The organism is Myxococcales bacterium (assembly GCA_012517325.1).
Taxonomy (GTDB): Bacteria; Lernaellota; Lernaellaia; order Lernaellales; family Lernaellaceae; genus JAAYVF01.
In genome coordinates, this window is the sequence record JAAYVF010000001.1 from 1 (window position 1) to 17,102 (window position 17,102).

Consider the following 17,102-nt stretch of genomic DNA (forward strand, 5'->3'; position numbering starts at 1 on the left):
ATCGACCATCCCACCTGACGCGCCTTCATCGCGCTGCCCTCCCAAAGCGGCCCGCGCCGCGAGCCGCCGTCCGATCGGTTCCGCCGCTCCGCGCCCTTTTCCCATCCTTACGTTGACAGTAAATATCCATACTACCGCCCGGGCCGGATAAGCAAGCGATTTTTTGTATCCAAAATAAAAATCTTTGCCGGCATTTTAGCCTTTTTACAAGGCTTTTCACTCATTTCACCCTGTGCTACAAATTGCGGTACTTTGCCTGTATCGGCGAAGGGGCCACGCGCGGCGCGTGGCGCGGATCAACCGAATGGAACGAGGCGGCGCCTTGAGCGAAAAAATGAAATTGTTCTGGACCAATCCCCGCTATCGCTACTACCGGATCGCGTTGTTCTTTCTGCTGCTGGTGGTGGTGACGGACGTGGCGGTGCGCGTCTATTTCCTGCGGCGCGGCATCGTCGACCGCAATCCCGGCAACACGACCGCGGCGATGGATTACCTGTTCGGGCAGATGAAACGGGCCAAGCATCCGAAGGTCGTGTTCATCGGCAGCTCGGTCACCCAGGGTTACGGCAACTGCCCGCCCGGGAAACATTTCCCCTGCCTGGTCGGCAAGGAATTGCGCAAGTATCCGCAATACAAAAACGCCCGGACGTTCAACCTGTCCAGCGCCGGCAATCGCTTCGGCGACCACTTCGGCAACATGGTTGAATCCAACCGTTACCAGCCGGACCTCTTCGTCATCGCGATTCACCTCAAGATGTTCTCGGTGCATTCGAGCCTGATCGACCCGATCACGCACGACGAGGTTCTGTACTATTTCCGCGACGAACCCGACTATCAGCGGGGCGGGCCGAAAGACCTGTTCAAGCGATTCCGCGTCAAGGACGAGCGCTACCGACAGATCTGGCTCGACTTCCAGATGAAGCAGATCTCGGGCCTCTACAAGTACCGGCGCCTGATCGGCTACCTGATCAGCGGCCAGCACCAGTTGCCCGCCGCCGCGATGTCCGACCGCCTTCGCGCCTGGCTGGGCATTCTCGACGAGATCATGGTCGAGTCCTACGACACCACCCACGAGGAACGCAACGCCGATTACCTCTGGAAAGTCATTCCCAGTCACGTGGTGCAGCTCAACTACCACCAATGCGAGGCGTTCGACTTTTCCGACGAAAACATCGGCTGGCTGACTTTCAAAGACCTGTGCGAATACGGCCAGAAGAACAACCTCAACATCCTGTTCTTCATCAACCCGATCAACCACGATTTCGTCGACCAGAAGCAATTTTTCGATTGGGGCGAGGTGATGCCGCTGTTCAAGCAACGGATTCTGAGCGTCACCCGGCAATACGGCTATCAGGTGGTCGACTGCACCGACCGCATCGATCCGCGGTACTTCTCGGACCTGGATCACCTCAACATGAACGGCCACAAGCAGATGACCCAAATTTTGATGCCCCACATTCTCACGGCGTTGCGGAGGAAGTAACCGGCCATGACGACCCCGATGCAAAGCTGGACCTTTGTCGTTTTCGTCGCGCTCAGCGTGCTGGTTTACTGGCTGTTGCCGCGCAAATGGCGGCCATATTTCCTGCTCGCCGAAAGCCTGGGCTATTACCTGGCCTGTTCGCTCGACGTCTACGGCCTGACCTTCATTTTTCTGCTGTTCTATCTCTACGGGATGTTCGTTATCGGCATCATGATCGACCTGGCCAAGACCAAACGCGGCCGCCTGGCCTGGCTGTTGACCGGCGTGCTCATCGCGACGGGCATCCTGTTCATGTTCAAGACCAGCACGACGATGATCAAGATCATCTTCCTGCTCTTCGGCCTCGGCGGCGGGCAGGCCGTGGCGATGGCCTTCGCCAAGTTCGGCATTCCGGTCGGCATCAGCTACTTCTCGTTCCGCGTCATCCACTATCTGGTCGAGGTCTACCGCGGCAAGGAGCAGCGGGCCTCGGCGCTCGAATTCTTCCTCTACGTGACCTTCTTCCCGACGATGGTCAGCGGCCCGATCCACCGTTTTTACACGCTCGGACGCGAGAACCCCGCCGAATCGTTCGGCCCGCAATTGCGCCAGGAGGGCGGCGGCCCGCGCTTCAACATGGAGGACCTGAGCATCGGCTTCTGGCGCCTGCTGCAGGGCATCGTCAAGAAGTTTGTCATCGCCGATTTCTTCCTGCGCCTCGCCGCGCCGATGATGAAGGCCGGCATGGTGGTCACCTCGACGACCGGCCAACTCTGGCTGGCCGCCCACGCCTACTTCATCTACCTCTACATCGACTTCTCGGGCTATTCCGACATGGCCATCGGCATCTCGCGGATGCTCGGCTTCCGCATCACCGAGAACTTCAACTGGGCGCTCTTTTCGCCCAACGTGCGCGAATTCTGGCGGCGCTGGCACATCAGCCTGACCAACTGGCTGATGAACTACATCTATTTCCCGCTCGGCGGCGGCCGCAAAGGCAATTTCCGCACCAACGTGAACTTGATGATCACCATCATCGCCGTGGCGTTGTGGCACAAGGTTTCGGTCAGCCTGTTCATCTGGGGCGTCTGCGAAGGCACCTGCCTGATGATCTTCCGCTCCTGGGACAAACTGAAAAAACGACTCTTCCCCGACCGCAAACCGACCTGGTGGGGCAAGGCGATCGGCATCGTCATGGTCTGGCACGTGCACGGCATCCTCTGGCCGCTGTTTTTGCATGACGTGAAAATCGCCATGGCCTATTACATGAAAATGTTGCCCTTCATTCCGCTGCTGCTGCGCGGCTTGCGCACCCTGTTGACCGGAGCGTGATCATGGACAAACAACAGAAAAAAGAAATCTACAAGGAAATCGGCATCGCCTTTCTGGTCTGGGGCCTGTTCGTCGTGGCCGTCCTGTTCGCCTCGGCGACCGAGGAATTCACCTACGCGATGTTTTGATCCGCCGCCGCCGAAAGCGGCGCGGCCCTTGACATATGTAGAAATATAGTTATATCTATACCTGTCAGGCGCAGCCGGTATTTTCCGGTTTCGTTCTTGACCCGTAACGGGCAAAGGACGATGTTGAAGGGGACAGGCCGACACAGCGACAAAGTCGCTCTCCGCGTCCGGGGAGCTTGGAAAAGAACGGTTCATCGAGGAGGTTGTGATGTTGGAAGTGACTGACGGCACGTTCGAGGCGGAAATCCTGCAAAGCGAAATTCCGGCGCTGGTCGATTTCTGGGCGCCGTGGTGTTCACCCTGCAAAATGGTCGGTCCGATCATCGAACAGCTTTCCACCGAATTCGCGGGTCAGGTGAAAATCGCGAAGATGAACGTGGATCAGGCGCCGATGACTCCCACCCGTTACGGCATTCGAGGCATTCCGACGGTGATTCTGTTCAAGGGCGGCCAGGAAGTCGACAAGATCGTCGGCGCCGTGCCCAAGAACAAATTTGTCGACCTGATTAAAAAGCACCTGTAGGCCGAACCGGCCCGGCCACGCCGGCCGCTCGCTCCCCTGGACAAAGGGGACGATCTTTGCCAACCTTTTACCTCTGGCTGGCCAGACATCAACGGCGAAAGGCGGGACGGGTGTATCGACCGGCAACGGCAAGGAGATTCCGGCGCGCGCGAGTTCTCGTGCTGCTGCTCACGGGTTTGCTGGGGCTGACGCTCGGCGCGGCGCCGGCGCGCGCGGCTTCGCAGATCGCCGACCATTTGCAGTCGATCGCCGAGGCGGCCTTCGTCGCCGGCGACTACGAACGGGCCTACCGCTATTTCGAGCTGGCCTTCGTCGAGGATTCGTCCCGTACCGACAACCTGCACCGGCAGGCGCTGTGCGCCGAACAGCTCGGCCAATATCCCAAGGCCGAGGCCCTGCTGCGGCAGGTGCTGTTGCGCCCCGACGCGCGGCCGGACGCGCATTTCGACCTGGCGGTCGCGCTGTACATGCAGCGGCAGTATCGCGAGGCGCTGGAACAGCTCGAGGCCGCGCGGCAGCTCGGCGTGCAAACCGCGACCCTCGATTACTACCAGGGCGCCTGCCAATTCCGGTTGGGCCAATACGAGGAAGCCTACGCGCCGTTGTCGCGGGCGTACGGCACGTTGCCGCAACAGCCCGGCTGGTTGGGCTATTACCTGGGCGGCACCGAACTGGCGCTGGACAAATACCAGGAAGCGATTTCCTATCTCGAACCGGCTTATCAAAGCACGCCGCCAGGCGAGTTTCGCGATCACATCGGCCGCCTGCTGGCCCAGGCCCGCGACAAGCAGGCCCACTCGCGCTGGTGGAGCCTCGCCCTCCGGCTGGGCGGCGCCCACGATTCCAACATCTTCTACGAACCCGACGATTACGGCACGCCCTCCGACCGCAACGGCTGGTACGGCTACGCCGACGCCGACGCGGCGCTGTATCCGCTGCGCCGCGAGGCCGGAAGCATCGGCATCGGCTATCACTTTTATCAAAGCGTGTACTTCGAAAAGTCGTCCGACGAACAATTTTCCAATTACAACCTGACGACCCACGCGCCGCGGGTGGAAACCTCGTTGCGGCTGGCGTCGGGCAAGGTACCCGTCTACCTGAGCGCCGACTACGAATACACGCGGGCCATCCTCGGCGGCGAGCACTACCAGGACGCCCACATCGTGACGCCGGGGCTGTCGATTGCCGAGCGGCACTGGACGGCCACCCGCCTCGGGACGCGGTTGGAAAGCAACCGCTTCCCCGATTTCAACCAGCGCGACGCCTTCTACGCCGCGCCGTCGCTGGCCCAGTTGTTCACCTTCTTCGCCAAGGGCGACGGCCGGCTCTACGTCGAGGCCAGCTACGAACACAACGACGCCGAGGCCGACACCTTCAGCTATCGCGGCGTCGGCGGCTACGTGGCGACCAACCTGCCGCTTTACGGGCCGCTGAGCCTGCTGGCCGGTACGCGGTATCGCTACCTCGATTACCTGAGCGAGGTCGAACAACGCATCGACCGGAAGATCGTCGTCGACGCGGCGCTGCGCGTCCAAGCCACGAAGTGGTTCGATACGACGCTCGGCTACCGCTTTCAGAACAACACCAGCCTGGAAAACTACTCCTACGAAAAGCATCTCTTTTACGGCGAGGTGGGCGTGAGTTTCTAGTTTGCCCTTTCCTTGGAGGGAATATGAATTGGAAAAACATGTTCCTGGCGGCCGTTATTCTCTTTGCGCTGCTGATCGCTTTCTTCGCCGCTTCCTGCGAACAAAATGATCACGACGATGACAATTCGTCGCCCGCATGTCAGCCGACTTGTTGGCAAAACAGCCCAGAACAGGCGACGGGCTCGTTGCCGCAGGTGGAAGAGTGGGCCGCGGCCTGCGAACAGGCGGACTCGGGGTGCGCGGACACCCCGTGCGTGACGACGTACCTCGAATTTTTCGAGGCCCCGGAGAATTTGCGTTACGCGGTGCAATGCGAATCGGGCGTTTCGCCGGCTCTCGAAACGCTTTACGACGGCTGCTACGGCGACGAGGGAACGGTGATCTATCTCTGGCTCGGCGCCGCCTACGGATTCCTCGTCGACACCAATTGCCGCTCGTGCGGCCAGCCGGAAAATCGCGCGCCGACGGGCTGGGCGAACGCGCCGGGCGATCCGCAGGAATGGGCCGGCCAGTTTACCTGGGACGAGGAAAAAATCGCCGCTGTGCTGGCGCACGAAATCAGCGACCTGCCGTGCGAACAAATCACCGATTATCAACAATGCGTTCGCGCCTTCATTCCGCCTTACACGCATTGCGTGCCCGATCCGTTCTCGCTCGCTAACGGCAAGGTGCAATGCGGCGCCGCCGACGAACCCTTCGATCGCGAAAGCGGATGGCGCGAATTCGTCGCCGGCGAGTGTCAGGAATAACGCCGAACCGAGTTGACCCGCCGCGCCGAAAGCCCAATGATTTCCTCATGGGGAAGGGCCTTTGCGGATTGCTGCTCGTTTTGTTGGCGGCCTGGCCGGCCTTCGCGGCGGAGGAATCCGCGTCGCCGGCGGCCGTTCCGGAAGCCTTTCCCTACGTGCCGCCGTCCGACCGCCTGCCGCCGGGCATCGACGCCGAGCCGGAAGCGGTCGCGGTTACCGATGAACCGCCGGTCTGGTACCGGTGGCGGCCGCCGGCCGATTTCGGGCCGGGCAGTTACCGGCGCGGCGGTGTCCGCTTGCTGAGCGTCAAGACGCCTCGTTTCCGCATCGAATTGCAGGCGGGCATGCAGGAGTTCACGCGCAATCCCGACAAGCTGATCGCGGAAGCCCAAGGGTCGTTCAATTACCCGATCGTGCCGCTGGGCGCCGAATTGCTCCTGCGCGAAAAAGACGACGGCCTCGGTGTTCTGCTCTGGGCCAGTTCCCTGCTGCAATGGTATCGGATCGTTTACGTGACGGTGTTCTTCGACTGACCGGAAAAATCATTGATCACCAGTTTCAATTGCCGGGCCGGCGAATGGGTTTTACTTTACCGGGCCGATCCGAATAAAATCAGGCTCCCACGACGGCGCACCGATAAAAGTTGTTTTCAATTGGGAGGTTGGTTGAATCATGGATGGGATCGACTGGACGAGGGTGTTTGACGCTTTCGGCGATTGCGTCATCACCACCGATGAAAAATATTGCATCACTTCCTGGAACCAGGCGGCGGCGACGCTGTACGGCATTCCGGCGGCCGAGGCGATCGGCCGGCCGATCGAAACCCTAGTCGAAATCGAAAACGCTCCACTCCCGCGCGCGGCAATCCGCGACCGGGTCGAAACCCAGGGTTTCTGGCGCGGTGAGGCGATCCATCGAACCGGCAACGGCCGCCGGGTCTGGGTGGATTGGACCATCAGCCGTCTGGGCGCCCCGAAGCAGCCGTTTCGGGGCTCCGTGGCGGTGGCCCGTGACATCACCGAAAAAAAACAGGTGGAGGAAAGAAACCGCTTTTTATCGATGGTGCTGGATCAGATTCAGGACCGGGTGGCCGTCACCGATCTGACGGGCCGCGTCACTTACGTCAACGACGCCGAATGCCGGATGCTCAAGCGGTCGCGCGAGGAATTGATCGGCCAAAGCGTGCAATCGTTCGGCGAGGATCCGGCGCAAGGCGCCACCCAGCGGGAAATCATCGACGGCACGCTCACGCAAGGCGAATGGCGCGGGGAGGTCGTGAATATCGCGGCGGACGGCGAGGAAATCATTATGGATTGCCGGACGCGACTGGTTAACGACGAAGCCGGCCGGCCGATCGCCATGTGCGGGATTTCGACGGATGTCACCGAACGGAGAAGGGCGGAGCGGCGGCTGCGCGAAAACGAGGAGCTTTTCCGGCTGATTTTCGATCAATCGCCCGTCGGTGTGGTCATTGTCGGATTGAACTTTCGTTTTATTAATTGCAATCAAGCTTTTTGCCGTTTTACCGACTACAGCGAAGCCGAATTGTTGGAAAGAAGTTTCGGCGATATCACTCATCCGGAACACCGCGAAGCCGACATCGCGCAGATCAGGCGGATTCTGGCCGGTGAATCGGATCATTACGAAACGGACAAACGCTACATCCGCAAGGACGGCGGCGTCACCTGGGGCCATCTGTCGGTTTCGTTGATTCGCACCGCGGACGGCCGGCCGCTACACTTTGTTTCGCTGATTCAGGACATCAACAAACGCCGCAAGGACGAGGAGGAATTGCGGCAGCGGGCCGAAGAACTGCGCGAAAGCGAGGAACGTTACCGCCTGCTGTTCGAGGGCATGCTCGACGGCTTCGCCCTCCACGAAATCATTCTCGACGAAGCCGGCCGGCCGTGCGATTACCGGTTCCTCGAGGTGAACCCGGCGTTCGAACGGCTGACCGGGCTGAAGCGCGAGCAGTTGATCGACAAGCGGGTCCGCGAGGTGCTGCCCGGCACCGAAGAGTATTGGATCCAGACCTACGGCGAGGTCGCGCTGACCGGCGTCCCGCGCCAATTCGAGAACTATTCAGGCGATCTCGACCGCTACTACGAGGTCCTCGCCTACCGGCCGAGCCCGCATCGTTTCGCCGTCATTTTTTCCGATATCACCGCGCGTAAAAAAGCCGAAAAAGCCTTGCGCGAAAGCGAGGAGCGTTTCCGCATCGCCTCCGAAAACGCCGGCGACGTCATCTACGAACGCAACCTGGCCACCGGCGTGGCGGAATTCTTCGGCGATGTCGACGGCCGCCAAGGCTACGAGCCCGGCGGTTATCCGCGCACCTTCGACGGCTGGTTCGAGTTGGTGCATCCCGACGATCGGTCCAACCTCGGCGAGCCGGTCCGGCAGGCGATGGTCGAACGCAAACCGTTCGCCATCGATTACCGGTTGCGCCGCCGGGACGGCTCGTACACGGAATGGATCGATCGCGGCCGCTTCGTGTACGACGAAAACGGCACGGCGATCAAAATCATCGGCGCCGCCACCGACGTTTCGGAAAAACGGAAGGTCGAACGCGAAAACCTGAAGCTGGAGGAGCAACTGCGGCAGGCGATGAAAATGGAATCGGTCGGCCGCCTTGCCGGCGGGGTGGCGCACGATTTCAACAACCTGCTCACCGGCATCAAATGCTACTCCGAAATGATCCTGACCTCCGTCGCGGAATCCGATCCGCTTTACGAGGACGTGAACGAAATCCACGAGGCGGCCGAGCGGGCCGCCTATCTGACCGCGCAACTGTTGGCGTTCAGCCGGAAACAGATCATCGAACCGAAAATCCTCGATCTGAACGAGCTGCTGGCCGGCACCGTCAAGATGCTGCAGCGCCTGATCGGCGAGGACATCGACCTGCTTTTCCGGCCGGCCGACGATCTGGGGCGCATCCTGGCGGACCCGCACAAAATCGAACAGGTGTTGATCAATCTGGCGGTCAACGCGCGGGACGCCATGCGGGGCGGCGGCAAGCTGACGATCGAAACCGCGAATGTCGAAATCGACGAGGACTATTGCCGGGTTCACCTGGACGCCGGTCTCGGTCAATACGTCATGTTCGCGATCAGCGACAACGGCTGCGGCATGACGGCCGAAGTCCAGCAACACTTGTTCGAGCCGTTCTATACCACCAAGGAAAAGGGGGAGGGCACCGGGCTGGGTTTGTCGATGGTCTACGGCATCATCCGCCAGAGCGGCGGCTTCATCAATGTCTATTCCGAACCGAACGTCGGGACGACCTTTAAAATATTCCTGCCCCTGGCGGAAGGCGAGTTGGCGCCGCGGAAAAAACGGACCCTGGAGGAACAACCGCCGGGCACCGGCACCATTTTGCTGGTCGAGGACGAACCGATCGTGCGCAACCTGGCCAAACGGATTTTGGAAAGCCAGGGATACCGGGTGTTGGCGGCGGGCGGCGGCGGCGAAGCCTATCTGCTGGCGAAAGACGCCGGCCTGGCTATCGACCTGCTCTTGACCGACGTCATCATGCCCAACATCAACGGGCGGCAGTTGTACGAAAGCATCAAAGTCTTGCGCCCGAACCTCAAAGTATTGTACATGTCGGGCTACACCGAAAACGTCGTGGCCCACCACGGCGTGCTCGACCCCGGCGTGCAGTTCATCAACAAGCCGTTTTCGGTCGAATCCCTCGCCCGCAAGGTCCGGGAAGTGCTGAGCGAACAATGATCGAAGGCCGCGCCGCCGGCGCGGTGGAGGATAAGTCGATGAAAACGTGGATCGAGTGGCTCGTTAATTCACTTCAATGAAGCGCGCGTCGGGAGGCCGGTCCGGCCTCCGATGCCGCTTCCTCACTCGGGATTCGCCGCGCCTGACCCCGTCACTCCGGGTCCGGCGGCGAACCGCCGGACAGCAGGAGGTACGGGATGACGGAAAACAAGTATTACCCCATGTGGAAACGGTTGGGGCTGGATCTGCCGGCCCATGACGCCTTGCTCGCAATGTTGGGCGAAGGGTATCAGGCGACGTTTCTCACCCAGCAAAACCGGCCGAAGGGAATGGAATACTTCGACTTTGTGATGAGCGAGGTGCACGGCCTGCGCATCCAGGAACTCATGGAGGCGAAAGACCAGGGTCGCAAGGTGATCGGCAGCTATTGCGTCTTCGTGCCCGAGGAGCTGGTGCTGGCGGTGGACGGCGTGCTGGTCGGCCTGTGCGCCGGCGCGGAATACGGTTTCGACCAGGCCGAGCGACTGTTGCCGCGCAACACCTGCTCGCTGATCAAGGGCGCGTTCGGTTTCGCCCTCGGCCGCGTCTGCCCGTACCTGGCTGCCGCCGATACGGTGGTCGGCGAGAACACCTGCGACGGAAAGAAAAAGGGCTATGAAATTCTGCGCGACTACGTCAACGACTTGTACGTCATGGACATGCCGCAACAGAAAACCGCCGCCGGCCGGGCGGTGCTCAAAGCCGAATACGAAAGATTCGCCCGGCGGCTGGAGGAACTGAGCGGCAAGATCATCACCGTCGAAAACCTGCGCCGCGCCATCGGCATCGTCAACGACAAGCGCCGCGCCGTGCACCGACTGGCGCGGTTGCGCGCCGCCGACCCGGCCCCCATCTCCGGGCTCGACGCCCTGCTCGTCAACCAGGTCTTTTTCTACGACGATCCCGTTCGCTTTACTGGCGCGGTGAACAAAATCTGCGACGAACTCGAGGCCCGCATCGCGGCCGGCGCCGGCGTCGCGCCAAAAGGAACGCCGCGGCTGGTCGTTTCCGGCTGCCCGATGGCGGTGCCGAATTGGAAAATCCTGACGATCGTCGAGGGCGGCGGCGCGGTGATCGTCGGCGAGGAATCGTGCGTCGGCGAACGGGGGACGCAGTTTCTCACCGCGGAGACGGGCGGCTCGATCGCCGAACAGATGGAAGCGATCGTCGACCGCTACTTCCAGATCGATTGTGCGGTCTTCACGCCCAATCCGACGCGGCTGGAGCACGTGGAACGCATAGCGAAGGATTACGGCGCGCACGGCGTGATTCAGTACAACCTGCAATTTTGTGGGCCTTACCAGATCGAGGCGGGTCCGGCCGGGCGGGCGCTGCAAGAACGCGGCGTCCCGACCCTGCGCCTCGACACCGAATACAGCATGGGCGATGCGGAACAGATCCGCACCCGCGTCGAGGCGTTCGTCGAACAGATTAAAAGTTGATCCGCCTGAAAAAACGCGGCCGGGCTGCGCGCCCGGCCGCGTAGCCGACCGCTAGTCCACTGTAGGAGCGGCGCCCACCGGAATCCACACCGGGAGCGCAAGCGACCTGACTATTGTAAGAGCGACTTCCCAGTCGCGATTAAAACCCTCGCCGTCATTCCGTGCGTAAGCCGGAAACCACACCGCCACCCACCAATCCGTCATGCCGAACTTGTTTCGGCATCTGGGCTTTAAACCCTGAAACAAGTTGAGACAGGTGATGATTGGTGTCCGCTCGGCATGGCCATCGATCCGGACGGATCGAAGACCATGGCACCCTGCTGAGCCGGGATTAAGCGAGCCGCGGGGGTTAGGCGGGAAAAGCCTGATCTCTAGCCGGCTACGCGCCCGGCTTGATTTTTTTCCACTCTTGGGACGGCGCCGGTTTTTTCTTGCCGACGCTCAGCGAGCGCGACAGGGACAGGCCGACGAAGAGGTAGGCGAGGTTGGTGGCGTCGGCCAAGGGCGTGAATTTGTCCACGGCGAAATCGAGGTGGTAGAGCATCAGCAGCACGCCGCCGCCGATGCCGACGACGCCGCAGAAAAAGCCGATCAGGCCTTTGACCGGCGAATCGGGGCCGCCGGTGAGCCGGACGGCCAGGCCCACCACCAGGCCGATCGGCACCGCCGGCCAGAACTGCGGCGCGCCGCTCCAGCGAAACCACAGATCCCAACCGAACGCGCCCAGCACGGCGACGATCAAGCCGACCGCCAACGCCGGCAGTTTCCCGCTGACCGCCGTTTCCGGCCCGATCGGTCGCGGCTGATCCAGCAGCGCGCGGTTCGCCGTGCAGACCGGGCATTCGATTTGATTTTCGGGCAACTTGCGGTTGCAGTTCGGACAGCGCATGAAAACCTCGTTTCCGGCCCGTTCGCCTTGGTCGCCAGCATACCAAAAAAGACCGCGCTTAAAAAACCGGGGCCCCCGCGGGGGCCCCGGCGTTACGGCGGTGGCGGCGTTTAGCGGGCGATTTCGTCCGGCGGCAGCAGCGAGCGCCAGTTGGTGATATCCAGGTCGTCGACCGTCAGCGCGCGCGAGCCCTTCACTTCGACGAGGCTGCCGAACAGGCCGATCCAATCCATCGCCGCGCCGACCTTCTTGAAGGCTTCCACGTTCAGGGTGAAGCCTTCGAACGAGGGGATGGGGAACTCCTCGAGGATGCTGCCCAGCAGCATGGGCACGAGGGTTTCGACCAGGGTCGGCAGGAAGGTTTCGAACAGGTCCTCGTTGGCGCGAATGCCTTCCTTCACCTCGTACAAGTCGCTGTACATCTCGATTTCGCCGAAGGTCACCGAAATGTACTGCTGGCCGTCGGCGCCGTCGGCGATGTTGATGTCCGTCGGCAGGTAGATGGCCATGGAAATCTTCGCCCAGGTTTCGTCCTGCGAGGAGAATTCGAGGGTGAAGTCGCCGAGCTGGATTTCGGTGGCCAGGCCCTTGGCCGGATTGATGATGAACGCCGGCGGCAACGGCGGCCGCATCTTGAGGATGACCGGTTCATTCATCCCGTATTCGGCCCAGAGGCCCGGGAAGAAGACGCCCAGGGCGCCGGTGGTCAGCTCGAAGCCGCTGATGCCGAACTGTTCGAGGGTTTCCTCGTCCAGATCGAGGCTGAGCAAGCCGCTGCGGTAGATGACGTAGAGCAGGCGGTTGATGACGTCGTCGCTGAGCAGGACGCCGAAGTCGTAGGGCGTCGTGGTGCCGGGAACGTTCGGGCCCAGGGTCGGCGCCGGATTGTTGGTGTACAGCGAACCCGGCAGGTTGACCACGTGCGGTCCGGGCGCCCAGCCGCCGTCGCCGTAGGAGATATCGGTGCGCAGCCACAGATCGGCGCCGTAGGTCGGATTGAAGGACACCGAGCTGAAATTGGCGGCCATCAGGTAATTGAAACCGCCGAAGGCGAAGTCGAACGAAAGGTCGAGCTGTTGCAACGCCAATTGGATGAACGGCGGCACCAGCGTCATGATCGTGTCTTCGATGAAGCCCTGGAGCAGGCTCGTGGCGAAGCTGTTGATGAGGTTTTCGAGCAGCCAGCTCAGCACGTCGCCGAAGAGTCCTTCGTCGATGCTCACCTGGATGGTGTCCCAGGTGGAGGCGACGTTGGCCAGGGTCACCTGCAGATCGCCGTTGACGTCGGCCGAGACGAGCAGGTCGGCGTCCAGATGGAACCACGGCACCGTGATGGCGAAATTCGTCGTCGATTTTTGCGGCCGGCCGGATTTATCGAAGAATTCGTAAACCAGGTGCCCGTTGGCCACCAGGTTGGTGGTGCTGCCCAGCAAGTGGATCCCGCCGTTGATGACGGACAACTCGGTGTTGATCGGCGCGAAGCTGACGCTGTCGATCCAGGCCTCGCCGTGGAAGATCTGCACGCCCCACAGTTCGTAGGTTTCATTGAAAATCGACAGCGGGAACAAGCCGCCGATCGCTTCGCCGATGGTGCTGGCGATGAGTTCCTCGATGATCGGCTCGAGCGAATCGAGCCCGGTTTGGTTGAGGTGGGCGCTGATGGCCTGATCCAGTGTCGCGCCGTTCGCCAGGTAGGTCGGCGCGAACATGGCCGATGCGGTGGCGTAGGATTCGTTGCCGAAATTGTCGACCGCCCGCACCACGAAGGTGTTCAGGCCGTAATACAACGTAAAATTCTTTTGAAAGCGGCCCAGGTAGTCGAACGAAACCGACTGGTCGTTGATGTACAGTTCCTCGACTTCCCCGTATTCGTCGGTCACCGTGCCCTGGACGTTGAGCGCGCTGGTACTGGTGATGAACTGGCCGCGTTCCGGGCTGGTGAGGTTGATGATCGGCGGGTACGGATCGGTGACCGAAAGAATTTCCTGATCCTGCCGGACGTGTCCCTGGTACGTCGCGGTGGCCGTGACGATGATGTCGCCGGCGATGGCCGGCGTGATCGTGTTGTCGAGAATGGTGACGCCTTCGCTCGGCTGCGTGGTCAGTTCCATCTGCTCCAATTCGCTGATCGGGTTGCCGTATTCGTCTACCACGTTGACGGTCGCCGTCGACGATTCCAGCACCACCACCGGGTTCGGATCCAGCGTCAGCGCGATGCCGTCCACCGCCCCCGGCTCCACCGTGACGTGATCGCTGCCGCTCTTCTGTGTGCCCACCGCTGTGCCGATGATTTCGATGTTGCCGGCGTGCGTCAGGGTGATTTCGGAACCTTCGATCGTCGCGCCGTCGGGCGGATTGACCGAATAGGTGACCGGCCAATCGATGACCTGGTTGTTCGAATCATAGACCGTCGCCGAGCAGGTGACCGTTTCGCCGGCGGTGATCGTCGACGGATTGCATTCGACCGTGACGCGTTTGATGGTCGGGTTGATGCCGACCACCACGAAATCCGAACCGGTGACCGTGAAGCCGTCCACCTCGCCGGTGGCGATGACCTCGAACTGGCCGGCCTGGGCGAAGGTGAGAACGTTACCGTTGATCGTCACGCCGGTGGTCGGATCGGTCGACAGGGTGACCGAGGTTTGTGAGGTTACGTCCTGGCCGTCGGCGTCGTAAACGACCCAACTGGCGGTGACCTGACCGCCCGCGTTGATGCTGCGGCTCGACAGGGTCACCTGAATATAGCCGTGATAATTCTCCATCGTGTTGCCGAAATTGACGGATTTCTTTTCTAGGTTGCCGCTGTAGTAGCCCGAGGCGGTCAGCTTGTGCGGCCCTTCGGCCATGTTCAGGACGTTGCCGTAAAAAATGCCGCCCGTATAAACGAGTTGATCGAGCACCGAGGTGCCGTCGATCGCGATATCGGGATTTTCGGGCGTGCCCAGGTACTGCACGTGCACGAAAACGACCGGGCCGACGATGATCTGCCCTTCGGTGGGCGCTTCGATGACGATGTTGTTGGACGGAACGGTGTCGTCGTCGTCGGTCTGGTCGTCGTCGGACTGGTCGTCGTCGCCGCCGCCGCCGTTGTCATCGTCGAGCAAACCCGAGTTGTCGTCGTCGTCGATTCCGGTGCGGGCCTGGCTTTCGCCGCTGTTGCTGCACCCGGTAATCAGCAGGAGGAGAAGCAAAGCAAAAGGAAGCAAGCGATAGATATCTTTACGCGGCATGGTTCCGACTCCTTCCGTCCCCCGGAGAATGCACAATCTCCCAAGCCATTTTATCATTGAATTAATTTCGGGCGCAAGTTTGCTCGCGGATACAATTCAGGCAATGGATAACGGCAATTATTCGGCGGGCGGCTCTTCTTCCGCCTCGGGAGAGCCCTCTGCTTCCGGCGGCGGCGTTTCGCCGGGTTCCGGCACGGGATTGATCAGCCAACCGGCATCGGCGTCGAAGTGCAAGTCCTGTTTATCGACGCGCAACGTCAGATCGTGCAGGAAACCCTTGCGGATGGTGATGTCGCCTTCCAAGCAGGCGCCGGACGGCAGCTTGCCGAACAGCGCCTCGCCCTTTTCCTGCGGGCTGGGCAACGGCGGCAGAACGACCCGTTTTTTCTCGGCGTTTTCAATCACGAGCTTGTAGCGGTCGGAAAACAAAACCTTGTGCGTTTGAACGAGTATGCCGTTGAAATGATAGGTGCCGTCCACGTTCAATTCGGTGCTGTAGTTGCTCATGCTGTAGAAATGGCCGATGAGCAAACCGACCAGGACCAAGGCCACCAGAAAGGCGCCGAGACAACCCAACGAACCGGGAATGGTCCGCCGGGGCGGTTTTACCTCCGGCGCATCCATCCGCGGAAAGCCTTCGGGCCGCTCGCTCGTTTCCATCGCGGGTTCCTTGTCTGAACGTCTTGTTTTTGGTTTCAACCGAACATAACACAGTCGATTTCGAAAACAAGCAGGGACATTTTTCAGGAGGCCGGCTCGATGACGTGGTTCAGAAAGCCGCGGGTGGAACGTCGCGACCTTCGCCCGGGGCCAGGGTGAAAAAGCGTTCGGGCGGAACGCCGTACTGTTCCCGCGCTTTTCGCAGGTCGGCCACGGGCTGATCCTGCGCGTCGTCCGCCAGCCGGAACGTGCCGAAATGAATGCCCAGGCTCGCGGCCGCGCCCAATTCCCGCGAGGCTTTGACCGCTTCCCCCGGATTGATGTGCATCTGCCGCATGAACCAGCGCGGCTCGTAGGCGCCGATCGGCAACAGGGCCAGCCGCGGCGCGCCGAGACGTTCGCGGATTTGCCGGAAGTGCGAGGCGTACCCGGTATCGCCGGCGAAATAGATGCCGCCGGCGGCGCTTTGCAGGAAAAATCCGCCCCACAGGGTTTGGAAATGATCGGTCATGCTGCGGCCGGTGAAATGCTGGGCGGGAACGAAGGTGATCGCCAGGCCGCCCGGCCCGGCGGTCCGTTGCCACCAATCAAGGGCCGTGACCTTCGCCAAACCTTTTTTCGCCAGGTAACGGTCGTTTCCCAGGCCGGTGAAAATCGGCGGATTCCAGCGGTCGCGCAGTTGCCGCAGGGTCGGCAGGTCCAGGTGATCGTAATGGTTGTGGCTGAGCAGAATCGCGTCGATCGGCGGCAGATCGGCCAACCGGATGCCGGGCGAATGGGCGCGTTTCGGCCCGGCCCACGAGACCGGCCCCGCGCGTTCGGACCAGATCGGATCGGTCAGAATGTTCAAGCCGTCGAACTGCAACAAAACCGTGGAGTGATTGACGAACGTGACACGCAGTTCTCCGGCGGCGACCCGCGCCGGCGGCGGCGGTCCGGGCGGCAACTCGACGTAACCGCGCCAGGCGCCGGGCTCGCGGGTGAATTGCCACTTCACCATGTCGGTGAAGCCGTGGAGGTGATCGTCGATTTCCGGGTTGAAGAATTTCTTGCCGTCGAAATGATCGGTGTTCATGGCGGATTCCGCTCGGATGAATTCAACAATGGCGGTAAAAGCGAAGGCAACGGCGAGACCGATCAGCGTCAGTCGGAAAATCGCCCGGCGGCGTCGTCGCGGTTGTCGGTTGTTTTCCATGGCCGTTCATCGTTTCCTCGGCAACTTCGCCGGCGGATCACCGTCGATCCCCCGGCGTTGTCGCCCTCTATT

At 61.3% G+C, this 17,102-nt stretch carries 12 protein-coding genes; 8 read left to right on the forward strand and 4 right to left on the reverse strand.

The annotated features are described in order from the left end of the window. Positions 1-304 precede the first annotated feature (304 nt). The 8 genes from GX444_00005 (at position 305) to GX444_00040 (ending at position 11,056) form a co-directional block, all read left to right on the forward strand. Positions 305-1,483, forward strand: coding sequence for a hypothetical protein (locus GX444_00005; GenBank protein ID NLH46963.1), 1,179 nt, complete (start codon positions 305-307; stop codon positions 1,481-1,483). A 6-nt stretch (positions 1,484-1,489) separates the two neighbouring features. Beyond that, positions 1,490-2,794, forward strand: coding sequence for an MBOAT family protein (locus GX444_00010; protein ID NLH46964.1), 1,305 nt, complete (start codon positions 1,490-1,492; stop codon positions 2,792-2,794). Positions 2,795-3,127: 333 nt separating this feature from the next. Continuing rightward, the gene (trxA, locus tag GX444_00015) at positions 3,128-3,445 is read left to right on the forward strand and encodes a thioredoxin (protein NLH46965.1); all 318 of its coding nucleotides are present in this window, start codon (positions 3,128-3,130) and stop codon (positions 3,443-3,445) included. A gap of 158 nt (positions 3,446-3,603) precedes the next feature. Continuing rightward, positions 3,604-5,094, forward strand: a complete 1,491-nt coding sequence (locus tag GX444_00020; GenBank protein NLH46966.1) for a tetratricopeptide repeat protein — start codon at positions 3,604-3,606, stop codon at positions 5,092-5,094. A gap of 23 nt (positions 5,095-5,117) precedes the next feature. Then, the gene (locus GX444_00025; protein ID NLH46967.1) at positions 5,118-5,843 is read left to right on the forward strand and encodes a hypothetical protein; all 726 of its coding nucleotides are present in this window, start codon (positions 5,118-5,120) and stop codon (positions 5,841-5,843) included. 47 nt (positions 5,844-5,890) lie between these two features. Then, positions 5,891-6,376, forward strand: a complete 486-nt coding sequence (locus tag GX444_00030) for a hypothetical protein (protein NLH46968.1) — start codon at positions 5,891-5,893, stop codon at positions 6,374-6,376. Between the two features lie 139 nt (positions 6,377-6,515). Next, a complete protein-coding gene (locus tag GX444_00035) occupies positions 6,516-9,575 on the forward strand; it encodes a PAS domain S-box protein (GenBank protein NLH46969.1) in 3,060 nt (1,019 codons plus the stop codon). A 197-nt stretch (positions 9,576-9,772) separates the two neighbouring features. Then, positions 9,773-11,056: a 2-hydroxyacyl-CoA dehydratase gene (locus GX444_00040; protein ID NLH46970.1), complete on the forward strand. Its 1,284-nt coding sequence runs from the start codon at positions 9,773-9,775 to the stop codon at positions 11,054-11,056. Between the two features lie 379 nt (positions 11,057-11,435). On the opposite strand, the gene GX444_00045 is transcribed toward GX444_00040, so the two are convergent. The 4 genes from GX444_00045 to GX444_00060 form a co-directional block, all read right to left on the reverse strand. After that, on the reverse strand, positions 11,436-11,945 hold the full coding sequence (locus GX444_00045; protein ID NLH46971.1) for a hypothetical protein: 510 nt from the start codon (positions 11,943-11,945) through the stop codon (positions 11,436-11,438). A gap of 110 nt (positions 11,946-12,055) precedes the next feature. Continuing rightward, complete coding sequence (locus GX444_00050) at positions 12,056-15,175, reverse strand: hypothetical protein (GenBank protein ID NLH46972.1); 3,120 nt, start codon at positions 15,173-15,175, stop codon at positions 12,056-12,058. Positions 15,176-15,292: 117 nt separating this feature from the next. Then, positions 15,293-15,835 (reverse strand): hypothetical protein, encoded by a 543-nt coding sequence (locus tag GX444_00055; protein NLH46973.1) that lies wholly within the window; start codon positions 15,833-15,835, stop codon positions 15,293-15,295. 109 nt (positions 15,836-15,944) lie between these two features. After that, positions 15,945-16,910, reverse strand: a complete 966-nt coding sequence (locus tag GX444_00060) for an MBL fold metallo-hydrolase (GenBank protein NLH46974.1) — start codon at positions 16,908-16,910, stop codon at positions 15,945-15,947. Between the last annotated feature and the right edge of the window lie 192 nt (positions 16,911-17,102).

Excerpts from the sequence above, each read along its gene's own strand:
- GX444_00030 (NLH46968.1), top strand. The coding sequence starts at position 5,891 with ATGGGGAAGGGCCTTTGCGGATTGCTGCTCGTTTTGTTGGCGGCCTGG.
- GX444_00010 (NLH46964.1), top strand. The coding sequence starts at position 1,490 with ATGACGACCCCGATGCAAAGCTGGACCTTTGTCGTTTTCGTCGCGCTC.
- GX444_00040 (NLH46970.1), top strand. The coding sequence starts at position 9,773 with ATGACGGAAAACAAGTATTACCCCATGTGGAAACGGTTGGGGCTGGAT.
- GX444_00045 (NLH46971.1), bottom strand. The coding sequence starts at position 11,945 with ATGCGCTGTCCGAACTGCAACCGCAAGTTGCCCGAAAATCAAATCGAA.
- GX444_00035 (NLH46969.1), top strand. The coding sequence starts at position 6,516 with ATGGATGGGATCGACTGGACGAGGGTGTTTGACGCTTTCGGCGATTGC.
- GX444_00025 (NLH46967.1), top strand. The coding sequence starts at position 5,118 with ATGAATTGGAAAAACATGTTCCTGGCGGCCGTTATTCTCTTTGCGCTG.
- GX444_00005 (NLH46963.1), top strand. The coding sequence starts at position 305 with ATGGAACGAGGCGGCGCCTTGAGCGAAAAAATGAAATTGTTCTGGACC.
- GX444_00050 (NLH46972.1), bottom strand. The coding sequence starts at position 15,175 with ATGCCGCGTAAAGATATCTATCGCTTGCTTCCTTTTGCTTTGCTTCTC.
- GX444_00060 (NLH46974.1), bottom strand. The coding sequence starts at position 16,910 with ATGAACACCGATCATTTCGACGGCAAGAAATTCTTCAACCCGGAAATC.
- GX444_00055 (NLH46973.1), bottom strand. The coding sequence starts at position 15,835 with ATGGAAACGAGCGAGCGGCCCGAAGGCTTTCCGCGGATGGATGCGCCG.